Raw genomic sequence first — 25458 nt, forward strand, 5'->3', positions numbered from 1 at the left:
CTGGAAGGCGCCATGTCGGAACGGATTCAAGCCTTGCACGCCTTGCGCGCCTTCGAAGTGGCCTCGCGCTATGGCTCCTTTACCCGCGCGGCCCAGGAACTGGCCCTTACCCAGGGCGCGGTCAGCCACCACATCAAGACCCTCGAAGCCCTGTTCGGCTGCGACCTGTTCGAGCGCCGCGGCCCCAAGCTGCGCCTGACCGAGCCTGGCCGCCTGCTGGCCCAGGAACTCAAGGTCGGCTTCAAGATCATCGAGAATGCCTGCGCGCTGTTGCGCCAGGATCGCTACGGCGTGCGGCTCAAGGCGCCGTCCACGCTCACCGTGCGCTGGCTGCTGCGGGCCCTGGACGGCTTCAAGAAGGTCGACAACAGCTGTTCGGTGCAGCTGTCCAGCGTGTGGATGGACATCGATGCGGTGGACTTCTATTCCGAGCCCTATGACTGCGCCATCCTGCTGGGTAACGGGCGCTTCGCGGCGGATGTGGAGAGCCTCAAGTTGTTCGATGAATGGCTGATCCCGGTGTGCCACCCGAGTTACCTCGAGCAGGCGCGCCCGGAACTGTCGGTGCTCTCCGGTTGCGAATTCCTCCACCCCTCGCCGGACCGTCGCGACTGGCGACGCTGGCTGGCGCGCATGGACGCGCTGGACATCAGCATCGACCAGGGCCAGGTGTTCGACACCCTCGACCAGGGTATTTCAGCCGCCCAGCAGGGGCTGGGCATCTCGGTGGTCGACCTGGTGCTGGCCAGCGCCGACCTCGCCGCCGGCAACCTGGCCACGCCGTTCCCCCACGCCGTGGCCACCGGCGACGGTTATTACATGACCTGGCTCAAGTCCAGCCCCAAGGCCCACCAGATGCACAAGCTGCGCGACTACCTGGTGGCGCAGGTGCCGCCGCTGTCGCACAAGGACATCAGCTACCTGTACGGCTGAGGTCGGTGGCCGGCAGCACCCGCTCGAGCATGAAGTCGATGAACACCCGCAGCTTGGGCGGCATCTGCCGCCCGGATGGCCACAGCAGGTAGAAGCTGCCGCGCCGCTCCATGAAGGGGTCGAGCACGCTGACCAGGCTGCCAGCCGCCAGCTCCCGGCGCACGCTGAAGTCCGGCAGGCAGGTGATGCCACGGTGGTTGAGGGCGAAGCAGATGCGCGTCTCGACATGGTTGCAGACCATCGAGATGGGAATGGCGTAGTCCTGTTCGGGGTGTTCCCGGCGCAGCGGCCAGGTTTCCAGCTTGCCGCTGCTGGGGAAACGATAGTGCAGGCAGCTGTGCCCGCCGAGCTCGCGGGGGTGCTGCGGCGTGCCGCGTTCGCGCAGGTACTCGGGGGACGCCACCAGGCGATGCTGGAAGTGCCCGAGGAACTTGGCGTTCAGCCGTGAATCCAGCGGCTGGCCGCCGCGCATCACCACGTCGAAACCCTCGCCGACGATATCCACCATGCGGTCGCTGAAGTCCAGGTCCAGTTCGATCTCCGGGTAGCGCGCCATGAACTCGGCCAGCGCCGGCATCACCAACCCGGTCACCTGCGGCAGGCTCACCCGCAGGCGCCCGCGCGGCGCGCCGCTGGCCTGGGAAAGTGCCTGCTCGGTGGCCTCGATCTCGGCCAGGATACGCCGGCTGCGCTCGAGGAACAGCGTGCCCTCGGCGGTCAGGGTGATGCTGCGCGTGCTGCGGTGGAACAGGCGCACTCCCAGTTTCTCTTCCAGCCGGGCCACGCGTTTGCCCACGGCTGACGCGCTGATCCCCAGCGATTGGCCGGCGGCGACGAAGCTGCGGGCTTCGGCGACCCGGATGAAGACCATGAAGCCACTGAGGCTGTCCATGCTGTGCTCCGATTGCGGACGTTGAAGTCCTGACTGAGCGGAATTGTACCCGGCTTTTTCCGCAATACCCCAGCGGAGCAAGATGCCTGCCTGTTCGACAAACCGGAGACCATCATGCATTCACCTTCCTCGGCGGCCTGCGCCGGCGTATCCCCCGCCAGTGCCACGCGCCTGCCCCTGAGCGGCTTGCTGGCGCTGGCCCTGACCGGCTTCATCGCCATCCTCAGCGAGACCCTGCCGGCCGGTCTGCTCGACCAGATCGCCGACGGTATGCAGATCAGCCAGGCCATGGCCGGGCAATGGGTCACGGCCTACGCCTTGGGTTCGTTACTCACGGCCATCCCGCTGGTGACCCTGACCCAAGGCTGGTGGCGCCGCCGGGCACTGCTGCTGGCCATTGGCGGCTTCATCCTGTTCAACGGGCTGACTGCGGTGTCCTCGGACAACACGCTCACCTTGCTCCTGCGTTTTTGCACCGGTGCCGCCGCCGGCCTGGCCTGGGGCCTGATCGCCGGTCATGCGCGGCGCATGGTGGCACCGGCCCAGCAGGGCAAGGCCATGGCAGTGGCGATGCTGGGGCAGCCCATCGCCTTGTCGCTGGGCTTGCCCATCGGTACCTGGCTGGGGGCATTGATGGGATGGCGGGCCACCTTCGTGATGGTGACCCTGGCCGCATTGCTGTTGGCCGCCTGGGTGGTGCGGGCAGTACCGGACTTTCCCGGCCAGGTTGCGGGCAAGCGCCCCGCGGCCCTGGCGGTGTTGCGCACCCCGGGTGTGGCACGGGTGCTGCTGGTGATCCTGGCGTGGATACTTGGCCATAACATTCTCTACACCTACATCGTGCCGCTGCTCGCCGCGGCGGGCATGGCCGACGCGGTGGGCCAGGTGCTGATGACCTTCGGCCTGGCCTCGCTGGCCGGCATCGCCCTGGTCGGCCTGGGGGTCGATCGGCATCTGCGCGGGCTGGTGTTGCTGTGCCTGGCCGGCTTCGCCCTGGCGACCCTGGCGCTGGGGCAGGTGCAAGGCGCACCCTGGTTGGTGCATGTCAGCGTGGCGCTGTGGGGGCTGACCTACGGCGGTGCGCCGACGCTGCTGCAAACGGCCTGCGCCGATGCGGCGGGCGAGGGCGGCGACGTGGCGCAGTCGATGCTGGTGACCGTGTGGAACAGCGCCATCGCCCTGGGTGGCATCATCGGTGGGCTGTTGCTGGTGGGCGCCGGGGTCGGGGCGTTTGGCGCGGTGGTGCTGGCACTGGTGGGGTTGGCATGGTTGCTGGTGCTGGGTGGACGCCGAGCCGGGTTCGCCGCCGGCGCCCGCTAGCCCGACGTCCGTATCCGCGAAGCAGCATTTCTGACGACAGGACAGTTACAATCAGCAGGTGCGAACAAAGCAGCGATCCGAGGTCCCCCCGCAGTGCAATTGCAACAAGGCTTCGTCCTGACCCGCCACTGGCATGACACGCCCGAAGGCACCTGCGTGGAGTTCTGGCTGGCCACCGACCAGGGGCCACGGCGCGTGCGCCTGGCCCCGCAGCCCTCGGTGGCTTTCCTGCCCGCCGCCCAGGCCGAACATGCCCGCTTGCTGCTGGCCGATGAACAGGGCGTCGAACTCAAGCCGCTGCAACTGCGCGACTTCGACCTGCGCCCGGTCATGGGCCTGTACTGCCGCCAGCACCGCCAGCTGATCGCCCTGGAAAAACGCTTGCGCGGCGCGGGCATCGAGGTGTTCGAAGCCGATATCCGCCCGCCGGAGCGCTACCTGATGGAACGCTTCATCACCGCGCCGGTGCGTTTCGATGGCCGCGCCGACGACCAGGGCACCTTGCTCGATGCCCAGCTCAAGCCCGACCCCGACTATCGCCCAACCTTGCGCCTGGTGTCGCTGGATATCGAGACCAGCGAGCGTGGCGAGCTGTACAGCATCGCCCTGGAAGGCTGCGGCCAGCGTCAGGTCTATATGCTCGGGCCAGCCAACGGCGAGGCCGGCGAGCTGGATTTCGACCTGCATTACTGCGGCGACCGCGCCGAACTGATCACCTGCCTCAACCAGTGGCTGGCTCGCCACGACCCCGATGCGATCATCGGTTGGAACCTGGTGCAATTCGACCTGCGCCTGCTGCACGAGCATGCCCAGCGCCTGAAGGTGCCGCTGTGCCTGGGCCGCGACGGCGCGCCGATGCACCTGCGCGAGCATGGCAGCCGCAGCCATTTCTTCGCCGAGGCGCCGGGCCGGTTGTTGATCGACGGTATCGAGGCCCTGCGCTCGGCGACCTGGAGCTTCCCCTCGTTCAGCCTGGAAAGCGTCGCGCAACAGTTGCTCGGTGAGGGCAAGGCCATCGACACACCGTATCAGCGCATGGACGAGATCAACCGCCGGTTCGCCGAGGACAAGCCGGCCCTGGCCCGCTACAACCTCAAGGATTGCGAACTGGTCACGCGGATCTTTGCCCATACCCGGCTGCTGGAGTTCCTGCTCGAACGTTCTTCGGTCACCGGCCTTGCCGTGGACCGCAGCGGCGGTTCGGTGGCCGCGTTCTGCCACCTGTATATCCCGCACATGCACCGCCTGGGTTATGTCGCGCCCAACCTGGGCAGTGTCGAGGGCGAGGCCAGCCCAGGCGGCTTCGTCATGGATTCGCGGCCCGGCCTGTACGATTCGGTGCTGGTGCTCGACTACAAGAGCCTGTATCCCTCGATCATCCGCACCTTCCTGATCGACCCGGTGGGCCTGGTCGAGGGCTTGCGCCAGCCGGACGACACACATTCGGTGGAGGGCTTTCGCGGCGGGCGTTTCTCGCGCAGCCAGCATTGCCTGCCGGCGATTGTCGAACGGGTGTGGCAGGGCCGCGAGGCGGCCAAGCGTGACGGCAACGCGCCGCTGTCGCAGGCGCTGAAGATCATCATGAACGCCTTCTACGGCGTGCTTGGCTCCAGCGGCTGCCGCTTCTTCGACCCGCGGCTGGCGTCGTCGATCACCATGCGCGGGCACCAGATCATGCGCCAGACCCGGGCACTGATCGAAGCGCGGGGCTTTGATGTGATCTACGGCGATACCGACTCCACCTTCGTCTGGCTCAAAGGCGCCCACGACGAAGAGGGCGCGGCGCGCATCGGCCGCGAGCTGGTGGCCGAGGTCAACCAGTGGTGGCGCCGCCACCTGGCCGAGACCCTTGGCCTGGACTGCGCCCTGGAGCTGCAATACGAAACCCACTACCGGCGTTTTCTCATGCCGACTATCCGTGGCGCCGACGAAGGCAGCAAGAAACGCTATGCCGGCCTGGTACGACGTGGCGACGGCAGCGAGGAGATGGTCTACAAGGGCCTGGAGTCTGTACGCACCGACTGGTCGCCCCTGGCCCGACAGTTCCAGCAGGAGCTCTATGGCCGGGTATTTCGGGGTCAGCCTTATCGCGACTATGTGCGCGGCTATATCGAGCGCACCCTGGCCGGTGAACAGGATGAACTGCTGGTCTATCGCAAGCGCCTGCGCCGGCCGCTGGCCGACTACCAGCGCAACGTGCCGCCGCATGTGCGTGCGGCGCGGCTCGCGGACGAGTACAACGCCCGCCTCGGGCGCCCGTTGCAGTACCAGCGCGGCGGCTGGATCAGCTATGTCATCACCACGGCCGGCCCGGAGCCCTTGGAGAACCGCCAGGCGCCCTTGGACTACGACCACTACCTGACCCGCCAGCTGCAACCGGTGGCCGATGCCATCCTGCCCTTTGTCGGCGATGACTTCGCGGCGCTGATCGATCGTCAACTGGCGCTGTTCTGAGCGCGGTGGTAGCCGGCTAGTGCGAGTCGCAAGGCAGCTTTCCCTAAGCTGTGGCCTCCAGCACAAGGAGACCACGCATGCCCACCGACAGCGATTCAGGGGTTGCGCAAAGCGACGACACGCTCAGGCTCGAACAGGCATTCCAGGATGGCCTGATTGCCAAGCGGCTGCCTGAGTGGTTGCACGGGCTTGGCGATGCCCCTCTGGCGGAACTGAGCGCCGCGCTCAAAACCAGCCTTGACTGCCGGCAACGGCTGCAGGCGCGCTGGGGGCGTGTGCAGGGGATCGAAGCGTTTGTCGGTGCGGCCTTGCAGGATGCCTTCGACAAACGATTCGCCACAGGGGTCGATGTCGGCACCCTGTGGTTTCGCCAAGGGTATTCGGTGCCGTTGCGCGGTCAGTACTTCACCACCCGGGTTCCGGTTTCGGGTACTGACTATGCGCAGATACCGCTGGTGGAAGCCACACTGCGCAATTTCGTCGCCAGCGAGTCCACACCTACCGGCCAGCCGCGTGGCAACGGCCTGTTCGACGGGGCCGGGGGGCGTCTTGACCAGCCCAGCGCGATCGGGTTTGCCCGGTTATGCCGCGAACTGGATGCTGGCGCACGCTACCAGCGCCATCTGGACGCAGTCCTTGACCCGCCCGGCGAGCAAAGCATGCGCGAGTTGCTGGCGCGGTTGCTGCATTCCACGTTTGTTGTCGATGCGTACAAGGCCAATGCCGACGGCATCCTGAGCGCCGCCGAGCTCGACCTGCTTCTGCGCGTGTGCCGCAATGGCGAGCCGCAGGCCCTGGACGGGGCGCCGGTGGTTGTCAAGCAACTGCGCGTGCTGGAGTGCGCGCTGGAGCAGATCATCGTGTTTGACGTCGTCGATCAGGGCTGGTTGCGTAATACCAGCAAGCGCATCCTCTGCTACATCCCGGGTGACCCACACGGCCCCTGGAGTGCCCATCCCGACCTGGAGCACCTTAGCCGCAAGCGGCTGGGTCGCCATTTGCGCGATGGCGCCTACCTGAAGTTCTTCAGCCGTTTTCTGAGGCGCCGCGACAGCCAGCGCTTCTTTTCGACCGTCATCGAGTTGTACCGGGATGTCACGATCTGGGCCACCCGCGACCTCCAGGTACACATGCGCCCCATGGCACAGCCGCTGTTCGACCAACTGGCGGCGGCGCGCATCGCGCAGATCAAGGATGATGCCGCAATGATTGCGCCCCCCGTTGCGCAGATCGACCGGGAGGTGCAGCGGGCCCATGACCGGCGGCTTGCCGCCGAGGGATGGATGCTTGTCGCTCTGGCGGGGTTCTTCGTCCCTGTGGTTGGCGCCGCGCTGCTTGCGGTCTTTGCCTGGGATCTGCTTACCGAGGTTTTCCATGGTGTGGCGGATTGGCATGAAGGCGATACGTCTGCGGCCCTCGATCATCTGACGCATGTACTGCGCGATATTGCCGTGATGGCGGCGACCGGTGCGGGCGTTTCGATAGCGCGTCAGGCATGGGCGCGTTCGGTGCTGGTGGACCGTCTGGTGCCAGCGCCGCTTGAGGATGGTGGAGTGAAATTGTGGAATCAGGATCCGACTTCATATTGCAGTGAGGCACCTCCGCTGGCTGCCAGTCGGGATACCAATGGCGTCTTCAGGCACGCCGGGCAAGCGTGGGTGGAAATGGACGGTCAGCATTTTCCAGTGCAGCCACATGGCCTGGACGGGACATGGCAGTTGCGACCCCGGGCGGGTTTCGGCCCCGCGTTGTGCGGCAATGGAGCCGGTGCTTGGCGGTTGGCCAGTAGCCAACCCTCACTGTGGATGGGGGCGCGCTCGATGTTTCGTCGATTGGGCTGGCCATTTCACGAACTGGACGATGCCAGGATTGACGCGGTGCTGAAAATCAATGGTATTGATGCAGAGAATCTGCGCGCTCTGCACATGGCCGATCAGCCGCCAGACCCTTGGCTCTGCGACAGCGTCCTGCGCCTGCGACTAGACGCTCGGATCCAGCGGTTGATCGATGCTCTGCAAACCGGCCAGATCAGCGAAGACCGCTATCTGCTGCAACACGTTCGGCTGCTGACGGGCGCGACCGGACTTGAGTCCGCGGCGCTGGCGGAGCAGGTCGGGTCACTCAGGCGGTTGTTGTTGCAGCGCATGTACGACAGCGCACAGCAGTCCGATACAGCCGCCACCGCCGCGCTGCGACGAGTGTTTCCGGGCTTGCATCGGGGAGCGGCGCAGGCATTGCTTGAGTCCGCCGATGCCGGCGATTACCGGCGCCTGCTCGAGACTGGTCGGATACCCTTGCGGCTGGCCGAGCGCGCGCGAGCCAGCGTCGCGCGGATCCGTACGGTGCGGGTTCTGGAGGCCTTGCATTACGCCATGCCGCAATCGGCGGATCTCGCGCGCGTGGCGATCGGGTTGCTCGATGGACTGTCGGGTGCTTTCACTGACGTACGCTGGCGCTTGTTCGACGAGCATGCCAGTGGGCCGGTGGCAATAGGTCAGGATGGGCTTGCCACGACGACCAGGCTTCTCCACCTCAACGGCCGGTTTCTGCGCCTGGATCAGCAGGGCGGTGCTCTGGGGGAGCCCGGTGAGTTGTTCGAGGTGATGGCCGGTGCCTATGACGATGCCCAGCTTGCGGCAATGGGGCTCTCCCCCCCCTACGCGGCAGGTCTACGGCAGGTGGTGCTGCGGCGCGCTCTGGCTGATCGCCAGGCTGTCGAGCGCCTGTTGTCGCCTGCAAAAACGGGAGTATGCATGCCGTCGCGCCTGGAGGACGGTCGCTACGGATATCTGTTGAGCGGCCGTATGCCGGGAAGGGGATGGCGGCGAGGCAGGCCTCAGGCGCTGGTCGACAGGGTGCATAGGCTGTTTCCCGCCCTGGACCAGGTAGAGATTGACCTTTGGGTCCAGTCGGTTCAAGCCTCGGGTCGGCACGTCGAGGAAGTCCTGGATGCGACGCGTGTGCAGTCGGAACTGCTGAGCCAGCACCTGGAACGTTGGGTCAGGAGCACTCCACGTGGGGAGGTTCGCGAACAGCGACGTTTTTTTCGTGACGCGCTCATCAGGTGCTGGCGGCGCAGCACGTTCGAAGAGCCCGTTCAGCGACTCCCGCCGATCGAGCTGTGGTGGAGCCAGATGGGCGCCAGGCCGGGTGTTTTGCCAGAGTTGCCGGAGCAAATCCGTTTTGAACGTGTCGCCATCCTGTCATTGCGCGGCATGGAACTGGAGGCTGTGCCCGACAGCTTTCTCCAGGCATTTGCCAACCTGCGGGTGCTGGAACTTCCGGGCAATAGATTGACCCGTCTGCCAACGCAGTTGCAGCACATGCGTTATTTGGAATGCCTGGACCTCTACAATAACCAGATCGCGCTCGACCCTGGCCAAAGCACGGTGCTCGCCGGTTGCGAGGCGCTCACCTACTTGAATCTCTCCCACAATCCACTCGGACGTACGTTCTCGGTGGGGGCAATGGCACGGCTGAGTGAGTTGCGCCTGAGTTACTGCAGGCTGAACTCGTTGCCTCACGGCACGCTGGAGTGCCCTCGGCTGGTTACGCTCGATCTGCGCAACAACATCATCACCGAGTTGCCCGAAACCTTCTATCAGGCCCGGCCATGGACTCGCGGGCGGGTATGGCTACAGGGCAACCCCTTCTCCGCCGACCAGCTACAACGGTTACAGGCCGCCATGGCCAACGCCGAATCGTCGGTGACAGTCGCCGAGGTTGAAACATTGCCGCGAATGCGCTGGCTCGATGCGATCGATGATGCGCACCGCGACGAACTGGGGTCGGCCTGGGCGATGGTGGAGGGTAGCGAAAGCGGCGATGCATTCTTCCAGTTGCTCAACGGGCTGTCGGCGACGGCGGACTTCGACAGCCCGGCCGGCGCCCGCGATCTTGCCTTCAGGGTATTGGATATGCTCAATGCCATGGGTACAGATACCGAATTGCGTGAAACACTTTTCAGCGATGCCCGGGATGTCACCTGCCAGGACAGCGTCACCTTGCGGTTCAGTGATCTGGAAGTGCGTCTGCTGGTGTGGAGGGCGAGTCAGGATAGTGTGGTGGGCAATCGCGAACGCGCCTTGCTGCGTCTTGGACGTCAGCTGTGGCGGTTGGACGCGGTCGACCGCATCGCCCTGGAGGATGTTCAGGCGCGACGGGCGGCGGGGGCGGAGCCGGATGAGATCGAGGTGCTGCTGGCCTATCGACTGGCGCTGCGTGACAGTCTCGACTTACCCCTGCGCATCAACGGGATGCTGTTTCGCAACCTGGCGGGTATCGGCGCCCCACAGGTCGGCAGGGCGCGTGACCGCGTGCTGGCGGCAGAAGACAGCGAAACACTTGCGCTGTCGCTGGTTGACAGGGACTTTTGGCAACAGCAACTGCGTCATGTCTATCCTGAACGTTTCGAGGCTATTGACACACCCTATCGTGCACGTGTGGAGGCCTTGATCAAGGAGGAAGAACTGTCGGAGGCGGAGCGCATCAAACGGTTCGAAACGTTACAGGAGGCGCGTATGCAGGCCCAGCATACGCTGATGCTTGATCTCACCCGCCATGCCCTGGAGATGGCCGTGGAGCAGGAAATCTTCGTACGCTGAGATGTCCTGGGCCTTGATGGCTTTGGACTATGCTCAAGGTCGGGAGTGGTGATTCCGTAAAGGGTGTCAGCAAGATCTGCGAGGGTTGCGGAAACCGCTGGTTACCTTTGACCCAAGCACATGGATGAACACTTGGTTTAGGCTCCCGGCCCGGATCTTTCTCCCTGATCTGCAGTCTTTGGTTTATCGAGAGAATAAGGAGATGCGCATGCTCGTTCGGTCACTGACCCTCGCCACCTTGCTCGCTGTAGCCGGCCCTTTGCACGCCGCCGACAGCGATGCCCCGCTGGCCAAGGAACTGGGCAAGGCCAGGCCGTTGGTGGTCATTGCCCCGAGTTCGGCCGACCCGACCCTGCGTGGCCTGGAACAGGCACTGAACGATCCCGCTACCCAGGCCGGATTCAAGGAGCGTGGCCTGGTGCTGTACAGCGTCGCCAGCATGATGGGCAAGCGCGAGGACAAGAACCTCGAGCAGCAGACCACCATGGCGTTGATTCGCGAGCTCAAGCTGGGCGCCAGCAAGGGCACAAAAGTGATCCTTGTAGGCAAGGACGGCGAACGCCATGTGCTCAAGGACGACGACAGCGGCGAGAAGCTCGACCCGCAGGTGATCTTCAAGGCGGTCGATGCACTGCCGGCCAGTGAGCAGGCAGTGACAGCGCCGGAGCCGGTAGCCGCTGCGCCAGCCGAGCCAAAGGCCAAGGACAGCAAGGCCAAGCCGAGCAAGCCAGCCAAACCTGCCGCGCCGCCCAAGCCACTGGAAGACTGACGCCTCTGTCACGGCCTTCTGCGCCAGCAGAAGGCCGTTCTTGTATCCCTGTGTATCTGCGCCTCGCCTCGACCCACTGCCATACAAAACCACGCCCGCTTCGATACATCGACGACACACCGTTGCGGCTCAATGGCTCCACTTCTCAACCACAGTGGAGCGACACCATGAAAACGACCCGTCAAACCCTCGGCCTGCTTGGCGCCACCCTGCTCGGCGGCATGGTCCTTGGCAACAGCGCCTTCGCGGTAGAACCGTTGGCCCAGGGCTACCAGCTGGCCGCTGCCAAGACCCCTGGCGAAGGCAAGTGCGGCGAGGGCAAGTGCGGTGCCGGCGGCAAGGCCACGCAAAGCGAAGGCAAATGTGGCGAGGGCAAGTGTGGCGCCAGCGCCAAGGCCGGCGCCGAGGGCAAGTGCGGTGAGGGCAAGTGTGGCGACGCCTCGTTCGCCCGCACCGACAGCAACCACGATGGCAAGGTCTCGCGCGAGGAGTTCCTGGCAGTGGCCAAGGACCGGGCGGCCGACTTCGACAAGATCGACCGCAACCACGATGGCTTCATTTCCGAGCAGGAGGCCCACGATCACCTGGCGGCGATCTACAAGGCCAATGGCAAGGCGATGCCCGACGGGCTGTTCAGCCACCTGACCGGCAAATCCTGAAGCCTGTCGCGGGGCCAGCCTGCTCCCACCGGAATCTGCCCTGTGGGGGCGGGCTGGCCCCGCGATGCCGATCCCAGTCATACGGAACCCTCCGATCATGCCCCAACACACTTTGCATACCGGTCTCGGCCTGCGCCGCGGCCTGCTGCCCGACCTGCTGACCATGGAGGCGGGCGCGGTGGACTTCCTTGAATGCGCCCCGGAGAACTGGATCGGTGTCGGCGGCGCCTTCGGCCAGGGCCTGGCGCGCCTGGCCGAGCGCTTTGCCATCGCCTGCCACGGTCTGTCGTTGTCATTGGGTGGTACCGCGCCGCTGGACCTCGGCTTCCTCCAGCGCACCCGGCAGTTCCTCGACCACCACCAGGTGCGGATGTACAGCGAGCACCTGAGCTATTGCAGCGACGACGGTCACCTCTATGACCTGATGCCGATTCCGTTCACCGACGAGGCCGTCCACCATGTGGCCGCCCGCATCCGCCAGGCCCAGGACATCCTTGGCCGGCGCATCGCCGTGGAGAACATCAGCTACTACGCCGCGCCGTACCAGGCGATGGCCGAGCTGGATTTCGTCCGCGCCGTGCTCGACGAGGCCGACTGCGACCTGCTGCTGGACGTCAACAACGTCTTCGTCAACGCCTGCAACCACCGGTACGACGCCCGGGCCTTCCTCGCCGGCCTTCCCCGCGAGCGGGTGGTGGGCATGCATGTGGCCGGTCACTATGACGAGGCGCCGGACCTGAAGGTCGACACCCACGGCGCGCCGGTCAAGGAGGATGTCTGGGCCTTGTTCGCCGACGCCTGCCAGCGCTTCGGCGCGCAACCCACCGTGCTCGAGCGCGACTTCAACTACCCGCCGCTGGCTGAGTTGCTGGCCGAGACGGCGCGCATTCGCGATGTGCAACGTGCCCATGGAGCCTAAGACCATGACCGAAACCTTGCGCCACCAGCAGTTCACCCTGGCCCGCCACCTGCGCGACCCGGTCGGCAACCCGCCGCCGCCCGGTATCGAGGCGCGGCGCCTGAAGGTCTACCGCGAACTGTTCTACGGCGCCATCGAAGGGTTGTTGGCCGGCAGTTTTCCGGTGATGCGCCGGACCCTTGGCGATCAGCGCTGGCATGCCCGGGTGCGTGACTTCTACGCCCATTACCGTAGCCAGACGCCGCTGTTCACCGAAGTAGCCGAAGCCTTCATCGATTACCTGCAGGGCGTCGCGCCGGACGCCCCCTGGCAGCTGGAGCTGGCGCACTACGAATGGATCGAAGCGCAGTTGTACCTGAGCGACGCCGAGGATCCGCCGTACGACCCGGACGGCGACCTGCTGGCCGGCGAGCCGCTGCTGTCGTGCGTGGCACGGGTGCTGGCCTACCGCTGGCCGGTGGAGCGCATCGGCCCCGAGTATCAGCCCGACGAGGCGCCGGAGCAGTCCACCTTGTTGCTGGTGTACCGCGACGCCGATCTGCAGGTGCGCTTCGCCCGGTTGGCGCCTTTGGCCTGGCAGCTGCTGGTGGGCTTGCCCGGCACCGGGCGCGAGCGCTTGCGGGCGCTGGGGGATCAGCACCTGCAGCAAGGGCTGCAGATGCTGCGACAGGTGCGTGAGCAGGGCATCATCGTCGGTACTCGAGATGCCCTGTAGGCGCGCGCAGATGTACCGTCAGGCCACCGGGATCAACGGATCGGCTGCTGCCAGCGCTGTCGCGCGGTCGGCCGCCGGCGGATAGATCCACACCGAATTGATCTGCTGCTTGAGCTGCTTGGCCTCGGCCTTGTCCGTCGGCGGCGAGACGGTGCGCTCCCAGCCTTCGGTGTACACCGCGCCCCAGGCGCCCAGGTCCAGGCAGGTGACGTACTTGGGCTGGCTGTAGGTCATCGGCGCCACGCCGATCAGCTCGGCGGCGGCATTGTTGCCAGCGTAGCGGCCCAGCGGGATGGCATGCTGGCAGGACATCACCGCGTAGTTGCCGGCCTCGTCGCAGGCAGCGTAGGCCACATCGCCCGCGGCGTACACCGCCGGGTTGCCGATGACCTTGAGGTTGCCATCCACATGCAGGCGGCCCTGGCGGTCGCGTTCGCCGCTGATCTGCTCGGTCAGTGGGTTGGCCTTGAAGCCCACGGTCCAGACAACGGTGTTGGCGGCGATGCGTTCACCGTTGTCCAGCAGCACGCCGCCGCCTTCCACCGAAGCCACCGTGGCGCCGCAGATCCACTCGATCCCCAGCGCCGCCGATGCCTGTTCGATGGCCGGGCGAATGCCGTCGCCCAGGGTGGCGCCGATCTTCGCGCCGCGGTCGACCACGACGATGCGCGGCTTGACCTTGTCGCCCAGGATCGCCCGCAAGCGGCTAGGCAGCTCGGTGGCGGTCTCGATGCCGGTGAAGCCGCCACCGGCCACCACCACGGTATTGCGTGCGGGGCTGTCGGGGCGGGCGGCCAGGGACTTGAGGTGTTCTTCCAGGCGGGTGGCCGAGTCGATCTTGTCGACATCGAAGGCGTGCTGGTCGAAGCCTTCCAGCGCCGGGCGGTTGAGCAGGCTGCCGCAGGCCATGATCAGGCGGTCGTAACCCAGCTTGGCCTCGATGCCACCCGCTTGACGATAGGCCACCTGCTGGCTGGCCTGGTCGATGTGGTAGGCCGTGCCTTTGACGAAGCGCACGTTGACCGCGTCGAACAACGCCTGCAAGGGCGCGGCCATGGTGTGTACGTCGGGTTCGTAGAAGCGTGGGCGGATGTGCAGCTCCGCCTGGGGCGCGAGCACGGTGATCAGCACGTCGTCGCGTTTGTGCAGGTCGAGCAGGCGGGCGGCGCCGAGGGCGCTCCACAGCCCGGCGAAGCCTGCGCCAATGATCAGGATCTGTTTCATGAGGGGCTCCTGGATGCCGCGATTATCGATGTTGTCGCTGCGGCAGTGGAAAAAGGGTACGCCTAGTGAGTGAGCCTGGATTACGGCCCGACAGGCGTGGTGCAGATGCTAAGCGCCCCCCAGGTTTGTCCCTAGGCCAAAGAACCCTGGATTTCGGCCAGCGGCACGCTGCGGGCGAAGCGCGCCCGATAGTCCCGCGGGGTCACCGCCAGGTGACGCTGGAACGCCAGGCGCATGCGCTCCTCGCTGCCGAACCCGCACTGGCGGGCGACCTGCTCGATATGCTGGTCGGAGTTTTCCAGCAAGCGGCGCGCCGCCTCCAGGCGGAACACCTCGATGGCCTTGGCCGGGGTGCGGCCGGTCTTGTGCTTGTACACCCGGGTGAAATTGCGCACGCTCATGCGCGCCTGCTCGGCCAGCCGCTCGACCGTCAGCCGCGGGTCGCCCAGGTGCTCGCTGAGCCATAGGTGCAGGGTCTCGAAGGCGTCGCTGTCCTCGCCCTGGGCCTTGAGCAGTTCGCTGAACTGCGCCTGGCCGCCGGGGCGCTTGAGGAACACCACCAATTCGCGGGCCACCTGCATGGCCACCTCGCGGCCACAGTCGGCCTCGACCAGGGCCAGCGCCAGGTCGATGCCGGCGCTGACGCCGGCCGAAGTCCATACCTGATCCTGCTGCACGAAGATCGATTCGGCATCCACCTCGATGGCCGGGAAACGTCGGTGCAGGGCATCGCACATCGCCCAGTGGGTGGCGGCCCGGCGGCCATCGAGCAGGCCGGCGGCGGCCAGCAGGAAGGTGCCGCTGCATACCGAAGCGGTACGTCGGGCGCGTTGGGCGGCCTTGGCCAGCCAGGCGACCAGCTCGGCGTGATCGGGGAGGGTGCGGACGATCTCCGGGGCTCCGGGCACGACCAGCGTGTCGAAGGGCTCGTGCAGCCAGGGCGCCAGTGGCTCGGTGACGACGGCCAGGCCCTCGGCGGTGGCCACCAGGCCCCCTTCGAGGCTGGCGGTGACCACCCGGTAGCCGGGTAGGCCGCGCGCGGCGCGGGCCTTGGTCGCGGCCCAGAACACCGTCTGCGCGCCGCTGAGGTCGAGCAGGCCCATCTGCGGGTAGGCGAGGAACAGCAAGGTGCGCGGCTGGTCAAGCGCGTGCACGGGCGCTGCGGGAATCTGCGGGATGTCGGTCATGGCGCGCTGCTTGTGGACGGGGCGTAGGCCCTAGTCGAGCAGGTGGCGCGATGATGTTCAAGCACGACGCGATGGCCGTCAGGCCTGGCTCTTGTGGGAGCGGGCTTGCCCCGCGATTGCAGCATCAGCCGCATCGCGGGGCGAGCCTGTTCTCACGCTGTTACCTGGCCGACCTAGAAGCTGTAGTCCACAGTGGCGAAGTACGAGCGCGGCGCGCCCAGCAGCCACTGTTCGCCGCTGTAGCTCGACTGGGCGTACTCGCGATCAAACAGGTTGTTCACCTGCAGACCCAGGCGCACGTCGGGCAGCACCTGCCAGCCGATGTTGGCATCGACCACGGTGTAGCCCGGCACGCGTTGGTCATTGGCGGCGCTGGTATAGCGGGCGTCTACGTAGCGCAGGCCGATGCCGGTGTCGACGCTTTGCCCGAAGCCTTTGCTCAGCCACAGGTTGGCGGTACGACGTGGGACGTCCTGCGGATGGTTGCCAGACCGGTCGTAGGAAACGCCTCGGCTGAGTTGAGTGAAATCATCGTACTTGGCGCGCACCAAGGCTGCGTTGCCCGACAGTTGCCATTGATTGCCCAGAGCCAGCTCCAGGCTTGCCTCCAGGCCATCGGAGGTCTGTTGGCCTGCCTGCTGGCTGCGCTTGGAGACCACGTCGTACACCGGCAGCTTCTTCTTGACGATGTGGTAGGCCGCCAACGTCCATTCGCCGCGTCCGTCCCAGAACCGTTGCTTGAGGCCGAATTCGGTCTGCTTGGCTTCGGTCAGTTCAAGGCGTTGCTCCGGGCGCAGGGTCAGCAGGTCACCGACACCATCCTCGCTGGTGGAGTACTGGCCGTACACGGACAGATCGTCAGTCAGCGCGTACACCAGGCCGGCGCGCCAGTTGCCGCCACGCAGGCTCTGGTCTTCGCGAGTGTCCTTCACCAGGTCGTTGCGGTCGATGTGGTTCTGGTCGCGGCGTATGCCGGTGACCAGCGACAGGCGCTCGGTCAGTTGCGTGCGGTTTTCGGCGAACAGCGAGAAGGTGCTGGTTTTCGACAGCGTCTGCGGGCGCGTCGGATCGGCACTGTGGAACCCGCCGGGCGCCGGCCGCCAAGGATCGAGCGGGTCGGTGTAGCCATCTTCGTAGGGCGAGTTGCTGTCGATGTTGAAGCGGATCTTGTTGTACTCGGCGCCCACCACGGTCTTGCTGGCCAGGCCGAACAGCGAGTGATCGAAGGTGAAGCTCTGGCGGTCGCCGATCTGCTCCTGGTTGTGCTTGATCTCCAGGAAACTGCCGCGCTGGATCACACCGGCATCCCAGGCGTACTCCTCGGCATTGCGCCAGTGGCGACGGCTCTTGATGTAGTACAGCTGGTTGCTGGCGCTGATGCTGTCGCTGATGTTCCAGTCGCTGGTCAGCCGTGTCCACTCATCGTGGTAGCGCTGCTGGTCATTGCTGACGTTGTAGTTCTTGTTGCGCACACTGCTGCGCAGATGGCCGTCGATCAGCGGCGTGCCGTAGTAGTTGGCAGGTTGTGCGTCGCCGCGTTCGTGGGACAAGGTGAAACTCAGGTCGTCACTGGCATCGAAGCGCAGCGCGCCGGAAAACGCCAGGCTGCGCGAATCGGTGCGGTCGACCCAGCCGTTGCCCGCCTGCTGGTTCAGGGTGGCGCGGTAGCTCAGGCGCTCGCTCAGGCTGCCGCCGCTGTCCAGCCCCAGTTGCTGGCGGTCCCAGGAGCCGTAGCCCAAGCGCAGGTGGTTGCGGATATCACCGCTGAAGGGCTTTTTCGGAATCACGTTGACCGTTGCCCCGGTGGCGCCTTCGCCATACAGCACCGAGGCAGGCCCACGGATCACATCGATACGCTCGACCATCCAGGGATCGACCGGGTAGGTGAGGGTGCCGGCGCCGGCGTACAGGCGCGACCCGTCGAACAGGGTCATCACCGAACTCTGGCCCGTGAAACCGCGCGCCGACAAGCCGGTGCCGCCATCGCCAGGGGTACCGATGAAGGTGATGCCCGGCGAGCGGGTCACGGCATCCTGCACCGTGGTGTTGTTGCGCTGCTGGATCTGCGCGGCGGTGATGCTGCTGGTGCTCGCCGGGGTTTCCAGGGCACTGAGGTTCAGGCGTGAACCGGCCTGGGTGGGGGTGGCCAGGTCGACGGTCTGCGGGTCGCGGCTGTCGGTGATCGCCGTGGAGGGCAGGGTGAGCGCAGGGCTGGGCTGCTCGTCGGCCAGAGCCGGCAGGGACACGGCCAGGCAGGCCGCCAGGGTGTGAAGCTTGTTGATACGGGACATGTCGTTCCACTGCTGCAGGAAAGAATGGATCCCGGTGGAAAACACGCAACGGCGAAGCGCGCGCAGGCGCGCACGCGAATACCGGCCTGCGCCCGCCCACCGCGGGTTGCCAAGTGAAGCCTCAGGCCGGTCTCCGGGCTTGCGAGGGTCGTGAAGCCTTCACCTTCCCATGCGTGTGCACAGTGGTCTGTCGAAGGGTTCGCTCGCTTACCGTTGCGGGGGCAGCGCCGGACTTGTCGTGGTATCGACTCACCGGCTTCCCGTTTCACCTTGCGCGCGGCGGCGCAGGGCACCTGAAACTGGCGCGCATCTGACCACCGAACGGGCAGGGAGTCAATCGTCTGGATGGGCGGGCCGAGTGTGGCTGAATCGCGGTTCAGAGCGGTTGTCGTCAGGCCAGCGTTGTCTGCGGACAGGCCGCGTGGATTGGCGCAGGCCGCGCAGGGCGCTACCATCGGTAGCCAGCCTCCTTATCCAACACCAACAAGCCAAGGACGCGTATGACCGAGCAAGCCATGTCCCTGCAACAACTCGCCGCCCCCGAAGGCATCTGTTACGGCTGCGGCTGTTCCCACCCCAGCGGCCTGCATGTGCAGAGCCACTGGGACGCCGACGGCATCCACCTGTCGTGCCGGCATACCCCCGACCCGACCTTCACCGGCTGGCCCGGCCTGGTCTACGGTGGCCTGCTGGCCATGCTGGTCGACTGCCATTCCAACTGGACCGCCATGGCCTGTCACTACCGTGCCGAAGGCCGCGAACCTGGCAGCCTGCCGCGTATCGACTGTGTCACCGGCCAGCTTGGCCTGACCTACCTCAAGCCCACGCCCATGGGCGTCGAACTGCTGCTCAAGGCCCGGGTCGAGGGCGAGCTGGGGCGCAAGACCCGGGTGATCTGCGAGGTCTGGGCCGGGGATGTACTGACTGTCACCGCCGATTCGGTGTTCGTGCGGGTCGATACCGAGAAGCTCAAGCGCCAGGCCCATGGCGACGCCTGAACTTGCACCGATGGGGTGGGGCTGGCATTGTCGAACGTGACCCGGCTGCCCGACAGGATGTTGCCATGCCCTACCAGATTCGCCCGGCCCGTGACGAAGATTGCGTGGCCCTGAGCCTCGTCGGCCAAGCTACCTTCGCCCTGGCCAGCCCGCCCGATAGCGCGGTCAGCGCCCAGCAGCACTACATCGCCCACCATCTCCAGCCCGAACATTTCCAGGCGCACCTGGCGCACCCGCACAAGCGATTGCTGGTGGTCGAACGGGATGGCCAGGTGCTGGGCTACAGCATGCTCGACCTGGCGCCCGGCAAGCTGGGTATTGCCGAAGCCGATCAACTGGCGGAAATCTCCCGCTGCTATGTACTACCCTGTGCCCATGGCACCGGCGCCGCGCAATTGTTGCTCGCCACCACCCTGGCCCAGGTCGATGGCCTGGCGCGCCTGACAGTCAATGAGCTGAACGCCCGGGCGATCGGTTTCTATCAGCGCAACGGCTTTCGCAAGGTGGGAGAGGCGATCTTCCCTTGTGGCGACGAGCGGCACCGCGACTGGGTGATGGTCAGGATGGCCGAAGATCATCTAGATTGAACGCTCCCAACGCGAAGGCACCCCCATGACCGAACTTTCCGCATTCCCCATCACCGGCAAATGGCCGGCGCGACACCCCGAGCGTCTGCAACTGTACTCGCTGGCCACGCCCAACGGGGTCAAGGTCTCGATCATGCTCGAGGAAATCGGCCTGCCCTACGAGGTGCACAAGGTCAGCTTCGAAACCGAAGACCAGTTGAGCCCCGCGTTCATCTCCCTGAGCGCCAACAACAAGATCCCGGCGATCCTCGACCCCAATGGGCCGGGGGGCCAACCGTTGCCATTGTTCGAGTCGGGGGCGATCCTGCAGTACCTGGCCGAGAAGAGCGGCCAGTTGCTGAGCCAGGACCCGGCCCAGCGCTACCAGACCCTGCAGTGGCTGATGTTCCAGATGGGCGGCATCGGGCCGATGTTCGGCCAGGTGGGGTTCTTCCATTTCTTCGCGGGCAAGGAGTACGAGGACAAGCGTCCGCGAGACCGTTACGTCAATGAGTCCAAGCGCCTGCTGGCAGTGCTCGACCGCCACCTGCAAGGGCGGGAGTGGATGGTCGATGCATACAGCATCGCCGATATCGCCATCTTCCCCTGGGTGCGTAACCTGGTGGAGCGCTACAACGCGCGGGAGCTGGTGGAATTCGACACGTTCAAGGAAGTGCAGCGGGTGCTGGCGCGGTTCCTCGAGCGCCCGGCCGTGCAGCGAGGCCTGAAGATCCCGGCATGACCTCGTGGGGGGCTGCGCGGCAGCCTCCGTCGCACATCCTCAGAGGACCTGGTTCAACAGCCAGTACAAGCAACCCGCCAGCACCATCGCCGCCGGCAATGTCAGCACCCAGGCCATCAGCAGGTTGACCAGCGTCTTGCGTTGAATCCCCGAGCCGTTGGCCACCATGGTCCCGGCCACCCCCGAGCTCAGCACATGGGTGGTCGATACCGGCAGGCCGAACATATCCGCCGCGCCGATGGTGCACATCGCCACCACCTCGGCCGAAGCGCCCTGGGCATAGCTCAGGTGGGTCTTGCCGATCTTCTCGCCCACCGTCACCACGATGCGCCGCCAGCCGACCATGGTGCCCAGGCCCAGGGCGATGGCCACCGCCACTTTGACCCACAACGGAATATAGCGGGTGGCGTCGTCCAGCTGGCGCTTGAACAACTGCACATGGCGGGCGGTATCGGCGTCGTAGCGGGCCAGTTGGTGCTTGTCGATCTGGCGGATGGCTTCGCTGGCCAGGTACATGTCGTTGCGCACGTTGGCCATGGCCTCGGCCGGCACGCGCTTGAGCGAGCCATAGCCCTTGACCTCCTCGCCGATCATGCCAGTCAGCGCGGCCAGCGCCGGCAGCAGCTCGGGGCTGGCTTTCGGGGTGGCGACGAACGCGGTCAGCACCTGGCGTGGATCGGCCGGGGCGGGCGCGGGGGCGGCCCGTACCAGGGCCTGGCGGGTGACCTCGGCGACGGCCGAGAACTGCAGGGCCTGCTCGTTGGGCATGGTCTTGTTCAGGGCATAGGCCATCGGCAGGGTGCCGACCAGGATCAGCATGATCAGGCCCATGCCTTTCTGCCCGTCGTTGGAGCCGTGGGCGAAGGACACGCCGGTACAGGTGAGGATCAGCACGCCGCGGATCCACCAGGGCGGCGGCGTCTGGCCTTCTGGTGCCTGGTACAGCTCGCGGCGCTTGACCAGCGCGCGCAGGGCGAGCAGCAACAGGGCGGCGCAGGCGAAGCCGATCAACGGCGAGAACAACAGGGCATAGCCGACCTTGCTGGCCTGGGCCCAATCCACGCCGCTGGTGCCGTCACGCCCGTGCATCAATGCATTGGCCACGCCCACGCCGATGATCGAGCCGATCAGGGTATGCGAGGACGAGGCCGGCAGCCCCAGCCACCAGGTGCCGAGGTTCCAGATGATCGCCGCCAGCAGCAGGGCGAAGACCATGGCGAAACCGGCCGACGAGCCGACCTGCAGGATCAGCTCCACCGGCAGCAGGGCGATGATGCCGAAGGCCACCGCGCCGCTGGACAGCAGCACTCCGAGGAAATTGCACAACCCCGACCACACCACCGCCACCGAAGCTGGCAGTGAATGGGTGTAGATCACCGTGGCCACGGCGTTGGCGGTGTCGTGGAAGCCATTGACGAACTCGAAGCCCAGGGCGATCAGCAGGGCCAGGCCCAGCAACAGGAAAGGGGTGACGGTGGTGACGACGGTGCCGCTGGCGCTGACGTCCTGCTTGAGGCTCCAGAAGGTGTAGGCCAGGCCCGCCAGCAGCAGGCCGAAGAACAAGGTGAGGGTGGCGCGTCCGGGTTTGTGGGCAAGGGGTGGGCCTGGGGTGCGCAGGCTCAGGTCGGGCTGGCTGGCCAGTGACGGGGTTGCCATGAGGGCTCCGGTTGGCGTCGGGCGGTGGTGCCGAAGGTATACAGCATAGAAACAATTCGTTACTGGGCCGTGACCTCGATCAATGAAGGCCCTAGGCTTGTAGGGGAACGATGTCGCAGGAGTACCTGATGATTCGCTGCAAACGCGTCTACGAGAGCGTCGAGGTGCAGGATGGCCAGCGCGTGCTGGTCGATCGCCTGTGGCCCCGCAACAAGCGCAAGGAAGACTTGCATGGGCAGTGGTTGCGCGAAGTCGCGCCCTCCGATGCACTGCGCAAGGCATTTCACGCCGGTGAATTGGACTTTGCAGCCTTTGTCCAGCGCTATCAGCAGGAACTGGCCGCCCACCCCGAGCACTGGTATCCGTTACTGGACCTGGCCGGTAAAGGCGATTTGACCTTGCTGTACGCCGGCAAGGATACCGAGCACAACAATGCCCAGGTCCTGGCCCGGTGGCTGGAGGATGAGCTGGAGCGCCGTGGCCCGGCCAGTTCACCGGTGTGCTATGCCCCTTGAACTGATTCCCGCCAGCGATGACTACCTGACGTTTGCCCGCGACCTCACCCGCCGCGCCATGCTGCCGTACTACCGCGAGTTCGACCTGCTGTGGATCGAGGAAGCCTTCGACGAGGCCTGGGGTTGGCGCGAACAGTGGCTGGTGGTCGAGGACGAACAGGTACTGGGATTCTGCAGCCTCAGCCAGGATCGCCAGGCGTTGTTCATTCGCGAGTTGCACTTGTTGCCCGAGTATCGTGGCCGCGGGGTGGGCGGCTGGGTGCTGGAGGAACTGGCCGGCTGGGCGGCGCAACGCCGGCTGCCATGGCTGCGGCTGATGGTGTTCGCCAGCAACCCGGCGCGGCGTCTGTACCAGCGCCGGGGCTTCGTTGAAGTGGGCATGGACGAGTGTTTCGTGCGGATGCAGCGCCCGGTCGCCTGAGCTACTACTGACGCAGCCGCACCATCCGCCCCTGGACCAGCGTCGCCTCCAGCACTTGCCCCTGCAGCGCCAGCAGGTCACCGGCCAGCAGGTTCTGCAGCAGTGCCTTGCCGTCGAAGGCATTGTTCCCCAACTCGACCTCCCGCAGTCCCTCGACCCGCACCACCGCCTTGCCCACCTGTCCCAGGCGATTGCCGCTGAGCAGCAGCGGGCCCGGCAGGGGCGTGGCATTGCGCAGGCTGACGGCGTACTCCGGGGTGTTGCCGATGCGATTGCCGACCAGGGCCAGGGCCGCCACCTCGCTGGCGTCCACCGCGCTGCCCTGGCTGCTGGCCAGCAGGTTGTCGTCGATCAGCAGCGGCGCCTCGGGCGTGGGCGCCAGGTTGCGCAGCTGGATGCCGTTGCCCCGGCTGTCGCCGATACGGTTGCCCGCCAGCCACACGGCGCCGCGCTGGTCGCTGATTTCGATGGCGGCCTTGGCGGCGCCAAGGATCAGGTTATTTTCGACCAGCGCCCGGGTCTGGCCGCGCAGGCGCACGCCGCTGTTGTTGTCGATGCCCCGCACCTGGTTGTCATGCAGGTGCAACTGGCTGTCGCGGGCATCGATGGCGTATTGCTGCGAGCCTTCGAAGCGGCTGCCGGCGATGGTCGCCTGGCTGTGTTGCAGCTCCACCGCGCTGGACAATTCGCTGAACTGACTGCTTTCGATCAGCAGCGTGGCGGGGCGCGCACCAGCGGGTTGCTGGGTACTCAGCGCGGTGCTCAGGCCCCGGGACAGGTTGGCGTTGTAGCCCAGGCGTCGGAGCGTCGAGCCGATCACCTGGGTGTGGCTGCCGGCCCAGGCCACCACGAAGGGGCGCCAGGCGCGATCGGTGTTGCCCGGTTTGTCGCCGGCCACGCTTTCCAGTGTCGAACGCTCCAGCCCCAACCAGCCCTGGTTGATCAGCGCGGTGCCGGAAAAACTGTACAGGTAGAGATGGGCGCCCTCGAGCAGCAGCCCGGCATCGGCGCCGATCATCAGCGGGTAGCTGAGCAGGTAGCCATCCTTGTAGGGCCTGAGCACCCGCGGATCGCGCAGCGCGTCATGCAGTTGCGCCAGGGTGATGCTGCCACCACGCAGTACCACGGCCTGCGGGTGGTGTGCCTGGTAGCCGGCGATGGCGCGGAACAGGCCATTGTTGACGAACGGCTCGAACGGCCAGCTGCCGGCCTGGGACGAGAACATCGGTTGCAGGCTCACGCTGGCGCGGCCTGCGGGAGGCGCTCGACGGGCCTGTTCGAAGCTTACGGCCTGGCGGACCTGGCGACGCAGCTGGTCCAGCTGTTGCTGGTGCTGCGCCTGGGGCAGGGTGTCCATCACCGGCGCGGCCTGGGCGGTCGTCGCTAGCAGCAGGGCGGCCAGGCAGGAGAGGGAAAAGCGGCTGAACGGTGCCATGGGAACGTCCTTGATCAAGGCAGGGTGGGGTAGGCCGGCTTGAGCAGGCCACCGATCTGGCTGTAGTTGTCCACCTCGCCGTCCTCGCTGTCGTACAGCTGGCGGGCGAGGGCGTGCCCGGGCCGGCGGGCGAGGAACGGGATCAGCCAGGCCAGCTTGTACGGCGCGACTTCAGCCTGGCGCTGCCCCTTGAGCTCGGGCAGGGTGTCCGGGGCGAGCACGCTGCGGGCGGCGAAACTGGCCAGTTGGTCGAGGATGCGCTGGTCGTCGTCGCTCCAGGCCAGGCCATTGGCGCGCGCCGATTCGCTCAAAAGCACCAGCGGCACCAGGGCGTACTGGCTGTAGTTGGCAGCCAGCCTGCTGCGCGCCACCTCCAGTGGCAGGTAGGCCTGGTCGCCCCTGCGCACGGCCTGGGCCAGGCCCCGGCGCAGGTTGCCGTCGGCCCAGCGGATGAAATCGTCGCGGCCCACCAGCATGCCGGCGGCGGCCACCGCCCAGGCGGCCCAGTAGTCGTGGTTGTTGAAGTACACGGTGGTGGACTGGCGGCGCGGGTCGTACTCGCGGATCACCTGTTCGCCAAGCTGGCTGAACCAACGGTGTTGCACGGGGGTGAGGCGGACCTTGCCGTCGGCGGCCGCCTGGGTCAGCAGCACCGCGCCGGCCATGGCCGCCAGCGCCCACTTGCGCGCCGCCATGCCGGTGTTGCTGGCATCCGGATCGAGCAGGGCACCGGCTTGCGCCCAATGCTCCAGCCACTGCTCCTGGCAGGCCAGGGCCATGTTGGCCTCCTGGGGCTTCTTCGCCTTCTGGAAGCGCTTGCCGGCCTGGATCACGCCTGCGATGAACTGTTTGACCTGCCGGGCAATGCGCTCGCTGTCGGCGTCGGGCGCGGCGCGCAAGGTCGACTTGCTGGCGTCGCGTTGATCGTACTTGCTCTGCAGGTGCAGGCTGCCGGTATAGGGTGGTGGCGGTTGCTTGCTGCAGGTCAGGCTCTGGTAGTCGGCGATCAGGGCCGACTGCGCGGTGGCGCGAGCGGGCCAGATGGTTTGCGCGGCGTGGGTGGGGAGGGGCAGCAGGGCGATTGCAAGTAGCAGGAGCAACCCTGGGGCCACTTTGCGGCCCATCGCCGGCAAGCCGGCTCCCACAAGTGTCGCGCAT

At 66.2% G+C, this 25458-nt stretch carries 20 protein-coding genes and 1 riboswitch; of the genes, 13 read left to right on the forward strand and 7 right to left on the reverse strand.

What is annotated here, in order from left to right; genetic code table 11:
* Positions 1 to 12 precede the first annotated feature (12 nt).
* Complete coding sequence (locus tag ACODS9_RS10020) at positions 13 to 933, forward strand: LysR substrate-binding domain-containing protein (protein WP_046855076.1); 921 nt, start codon at positions 13 to 15, stop codon at positions 931 to 933.
* Here ACODS9_RS10020 and ACODS9_RS10025 read toward each other — a convergent pair.
* Positions 914 to 1825 (reverse strand): LysR family transcriptional regulator, encoded by a 912-nt coding sequence (locus ACODS9_RS10025; protein ID WP_367858832.1) that lies wholly within the window; start codon positions 1823 to 1825, stop codon positions 914 to 916. The genes ACODS9_RS10020 and ACODS9_RS10025 overlap by 20 nt on opposite strands.
* A 114-nt stretch (positions 1826 to 1939) precedes the next feature.
* Between ACODS9_RS10025 and ACODS9_RS10030 the strand changes: the two genes are divergently transcribed.
* The 7 genes from ACODS9_RS10030 (at position 1940) to ACODS9_RS10060 (ending at position 13265) form a co-directional block, all read left to right on the forward strand.
* Positions 1940 to 3145, forward strand: coding sequence for an MFS transporter (locus ACODS9_RS10030; protein ID WP_489093840.1), 1206 nt, complete (start codon positions 1940 to 1942; stop codon positions 3143 to 3145).
* 93 nt (positions 3146 to 3238) lie between these two features.
* A complete protein-coding gene (locus ACODS9_RS10035; protein ID WP_489093841.1) occupies positions 3239 to 5599 on the forward strand; it encodes a DNA polymerase II in 2361 nt (786 codons plus the stop codon).
* Between the two features lie 77 nt (positions 5600 to 5676).
* The gene (locus tag ACODS9_RS10040; RefSeq protein WP_489093842.1) at positions 5677 to 10203 is read left to right on the forward strand and encodes an NEL-type E3 ubiquitin ligase domain-containing protein; all 4527 of its coding nucleotides are present in this window, start codon (positions 5677 to 5679) and stop codon (positions 10201 to 10203) included.
* A gap of 208 nt (positions 10204 to 10411) precedes the next feature.
* Positions 10412 to 10972, forward strand: coding sequence for a DUF4174 domain-containing protein (locus tag ACODS9_RS10045; protein ID WP_046855081.1), 561 nt, complete (start codon positions 10412 to 10414; stop codon positions 10970 to 10972).
* Between the two features lie 167 nt (positions 10973 to 11139).
* The gene (locus tag ACODS9_RS10050; protein WP_110733818.1) at positions 11140 to 11631 is read left to right on the forward strand and encodes an HvfA family oxazolone/thioamide-modified RiPP metallophore; all 492 of its coding nucleotides are present in this window, start codon (positions 11140 to 11142) and stop codon (positions 11629 to 11631) included.
* 97 nt (positions 11632 to 11728) lie between these two features.
* Complete coding sequence (locus tag ACODS9_RS10055) at positions 11729 to 12550, forward strand: HvfB family MNIO-type RiPP peptide maturase (RefSeq protein ID WP_367238162.1); 822 nt, start codon at positions 11729 to 11731, stop codon at positions 12548 to 12550.
* Between the two features lie 4 nt (positions 12551 to 12554).
* The gene (locus ACODS9_RS10060; RefSeq protein ID WP_489093843.1) at positions 12555 to 13265 is read left to right on the forward strand and encodes an HvfC family RiPP maturation protein; all 711 of its coding nucleotides are present in this window, start codon (positions 12555 to 12557) and stop codon (positions 13263 to 13265) included.
* An 18-nt stretch (positions 13266 to 13283) separates the two neighbouring features.
* On the opposite strand, the gene ACODS9_RS10065 is transcribed toward ACODS9_RS10060, so the two are convergent.
* The 3 genes from ACODS9_RS10065 to ACODS9_RS10075 form a co-directional block, all read right to left on the reverse strand.
* Positions 13284 to 14489, reverse strand: coding sequence for an NAD(P)/FAD-dependent oxidoreductase (locus tag ACODS9_RS10065; protein ID WP_489093844.1), 1206 nt, complete (start codon positions 14487 to 14489; stop codon positions 13284 to 13286).
* A 131-nt stretch (positions 14490 to 14620) separates the two neighbouring features.
* Positions 14621 to 15676, reverse strand: a complete 1056-nt coding sequence (locus ACODS9_RS10070; protein WP_489093845.1) for a GlxA family transcriptional regulator — start codon at positions 15674 to 15676, stop codon at positions 14621 to 14623.
* A 173-nt stretch (positions 15677 to 15849) separates the two neighbouring features.
* Positions 15850 to 17967: a TonB-dependent receptor gene (locus tag ACODS9_RS10075; RefSeq protein WP_489093846.1), complete on the reverse strand. Its 2118-nt coding sequence runs from the start codon at positions 17965 to 17967 to the stop codon at positions 15850 to 15852.
* Between the two features lie 107 nt (positions 17968 to 18074).
* Positions 18075 to 18279, reverse strand: a riboswitch (cobalamin riboswitch).
* A 188-nt stretch (positions 18280 to 18467) separates the two neighbouring features.
* Here ACODS9_RS10075 and ACODS9_RS10080 point away from each other — a divergent pair.
* The 3 genes from ACODS9_RS10080 to ACODS9_RS10090 all read left to right on the forward strand — a co-directional run bounded on the left by ACODS9_RS10080 (position 18468) and on the right by ACODS9_RS10090 (position 20273).
* On the forward strand, positions 18468 to 18965 hold the full coding sequence (locus tag ACODS9_RS10080) for a PaaI family thioesterase (RefSeq protein WP_367858823.1): 498 nt from the start codon (positions 18468 to 18470) through the stop codon (positions 18963 to 18965).
* 65 nt (positions 18966 to 19030) lie between these two features.
* Positions 19031 to 19552 carry a GNAT family N-acetyltransferase gene (locus ACODS9_RS10085; protein WP_489093847.1) on the forward strand — a complete coding sequence of 174 codons (522 nt, stop codon included), beginning with the start codon at positions 19031 to 19033 and terminating at the stop codon, positions 19550 to 19552.
* Between the two features lie 25 nt (positions 19553 to 19577).
* A complete protein-coding gene (locus tag ACODS9_RS10090; RefSeq protein WP_102684117.1) occupies positions 19578 to 20273 on the forward strand; it encodes a glutathione S-transferase N-terminal domain-containing protein in 696 nt (231 codons plus the stop codon).
* A 39-nt stretch (positions 20274 to 20312) separates the two neighbouring features.
* Here the strand turns inward: ACODS9_RS10090 and ACODS9_RS10095 are convergent, their stop codons facing one another.
* Positions 20313 to 21929: an inorganic phosphate transporter gene (locus ACODS9_RS10095; RefSeq protein ID WP_038706394.1), complete on the reverse strand. Its 1617-nt coding sequence runs from the start codon at positions 21927 to 21929 to the stop codon at positions 20313 to 20315.
* 128 nt (positions 21930 to 22057) lie between these two features.
* On the opposite strand from ACODS9_RS10095, the gene ACODS9_RS10100 reads away from it, so the two are divergent.
* Both ACODS9_RS10100 and ACODS9_RS10105 read left to right on the forward strand, forming a co-directional pair.
* A complete protein-coding gene (locus tag ACODS9_RS10100; RefSeq protein ID WP_111532316.1) occupies positions 22058 to 22444 on the forward strand; it encodes a DUF488 domain-containing protein in 387 nt (128 codons plus the stop codon).
* Positions 22434 to 22865, forward strand: a complete 432-nt coding sequence (locus ACODS9_RS10105) for a GNAT family N-acetyltransferase (RefSeq protein ID WP_489093848.1) — start codon at positions 22434 to 22436, stop codon at positions 22863 to 22865. Before ACODS9_RS10100 ends, ACODS9_RS10105 begins: the two co-directional genes overlap by 11 nt.
* Positions 22866 to 22869: 4 nt before the next feature.
* Here the strand turns inward: ACODS9_RS10105 and ACODS9_RS10110 are convergent, their stop codons facing one another.
* Positions 22870 to 24300 carry a right-handed parallel beta-helix repeat-containing protein gene (locus ACODS9_RS10110; RefSeq protein ID WP_367858820.1) on the reverse strand — a complete coding sequence of 477 codons (1431 nt, stop codon included), beginning with the start codon at positions 24298 to 24300 and terminating at the stop codon, positions 22870 to 22872.
* Between the two features lie 14 nt (positions 24301 to 24314).
* A partial coding sequence (locus tag ACODS9_RS10115) for a polysaccharide lyase (protein ID WP_489093849.1) occupies positions 24315 to 25458 on the reverse strand: 1144 nt, incomplete at its 5' end.

The organism is Pseudomonas sp. FG36 (assembly GCF_057809275.1).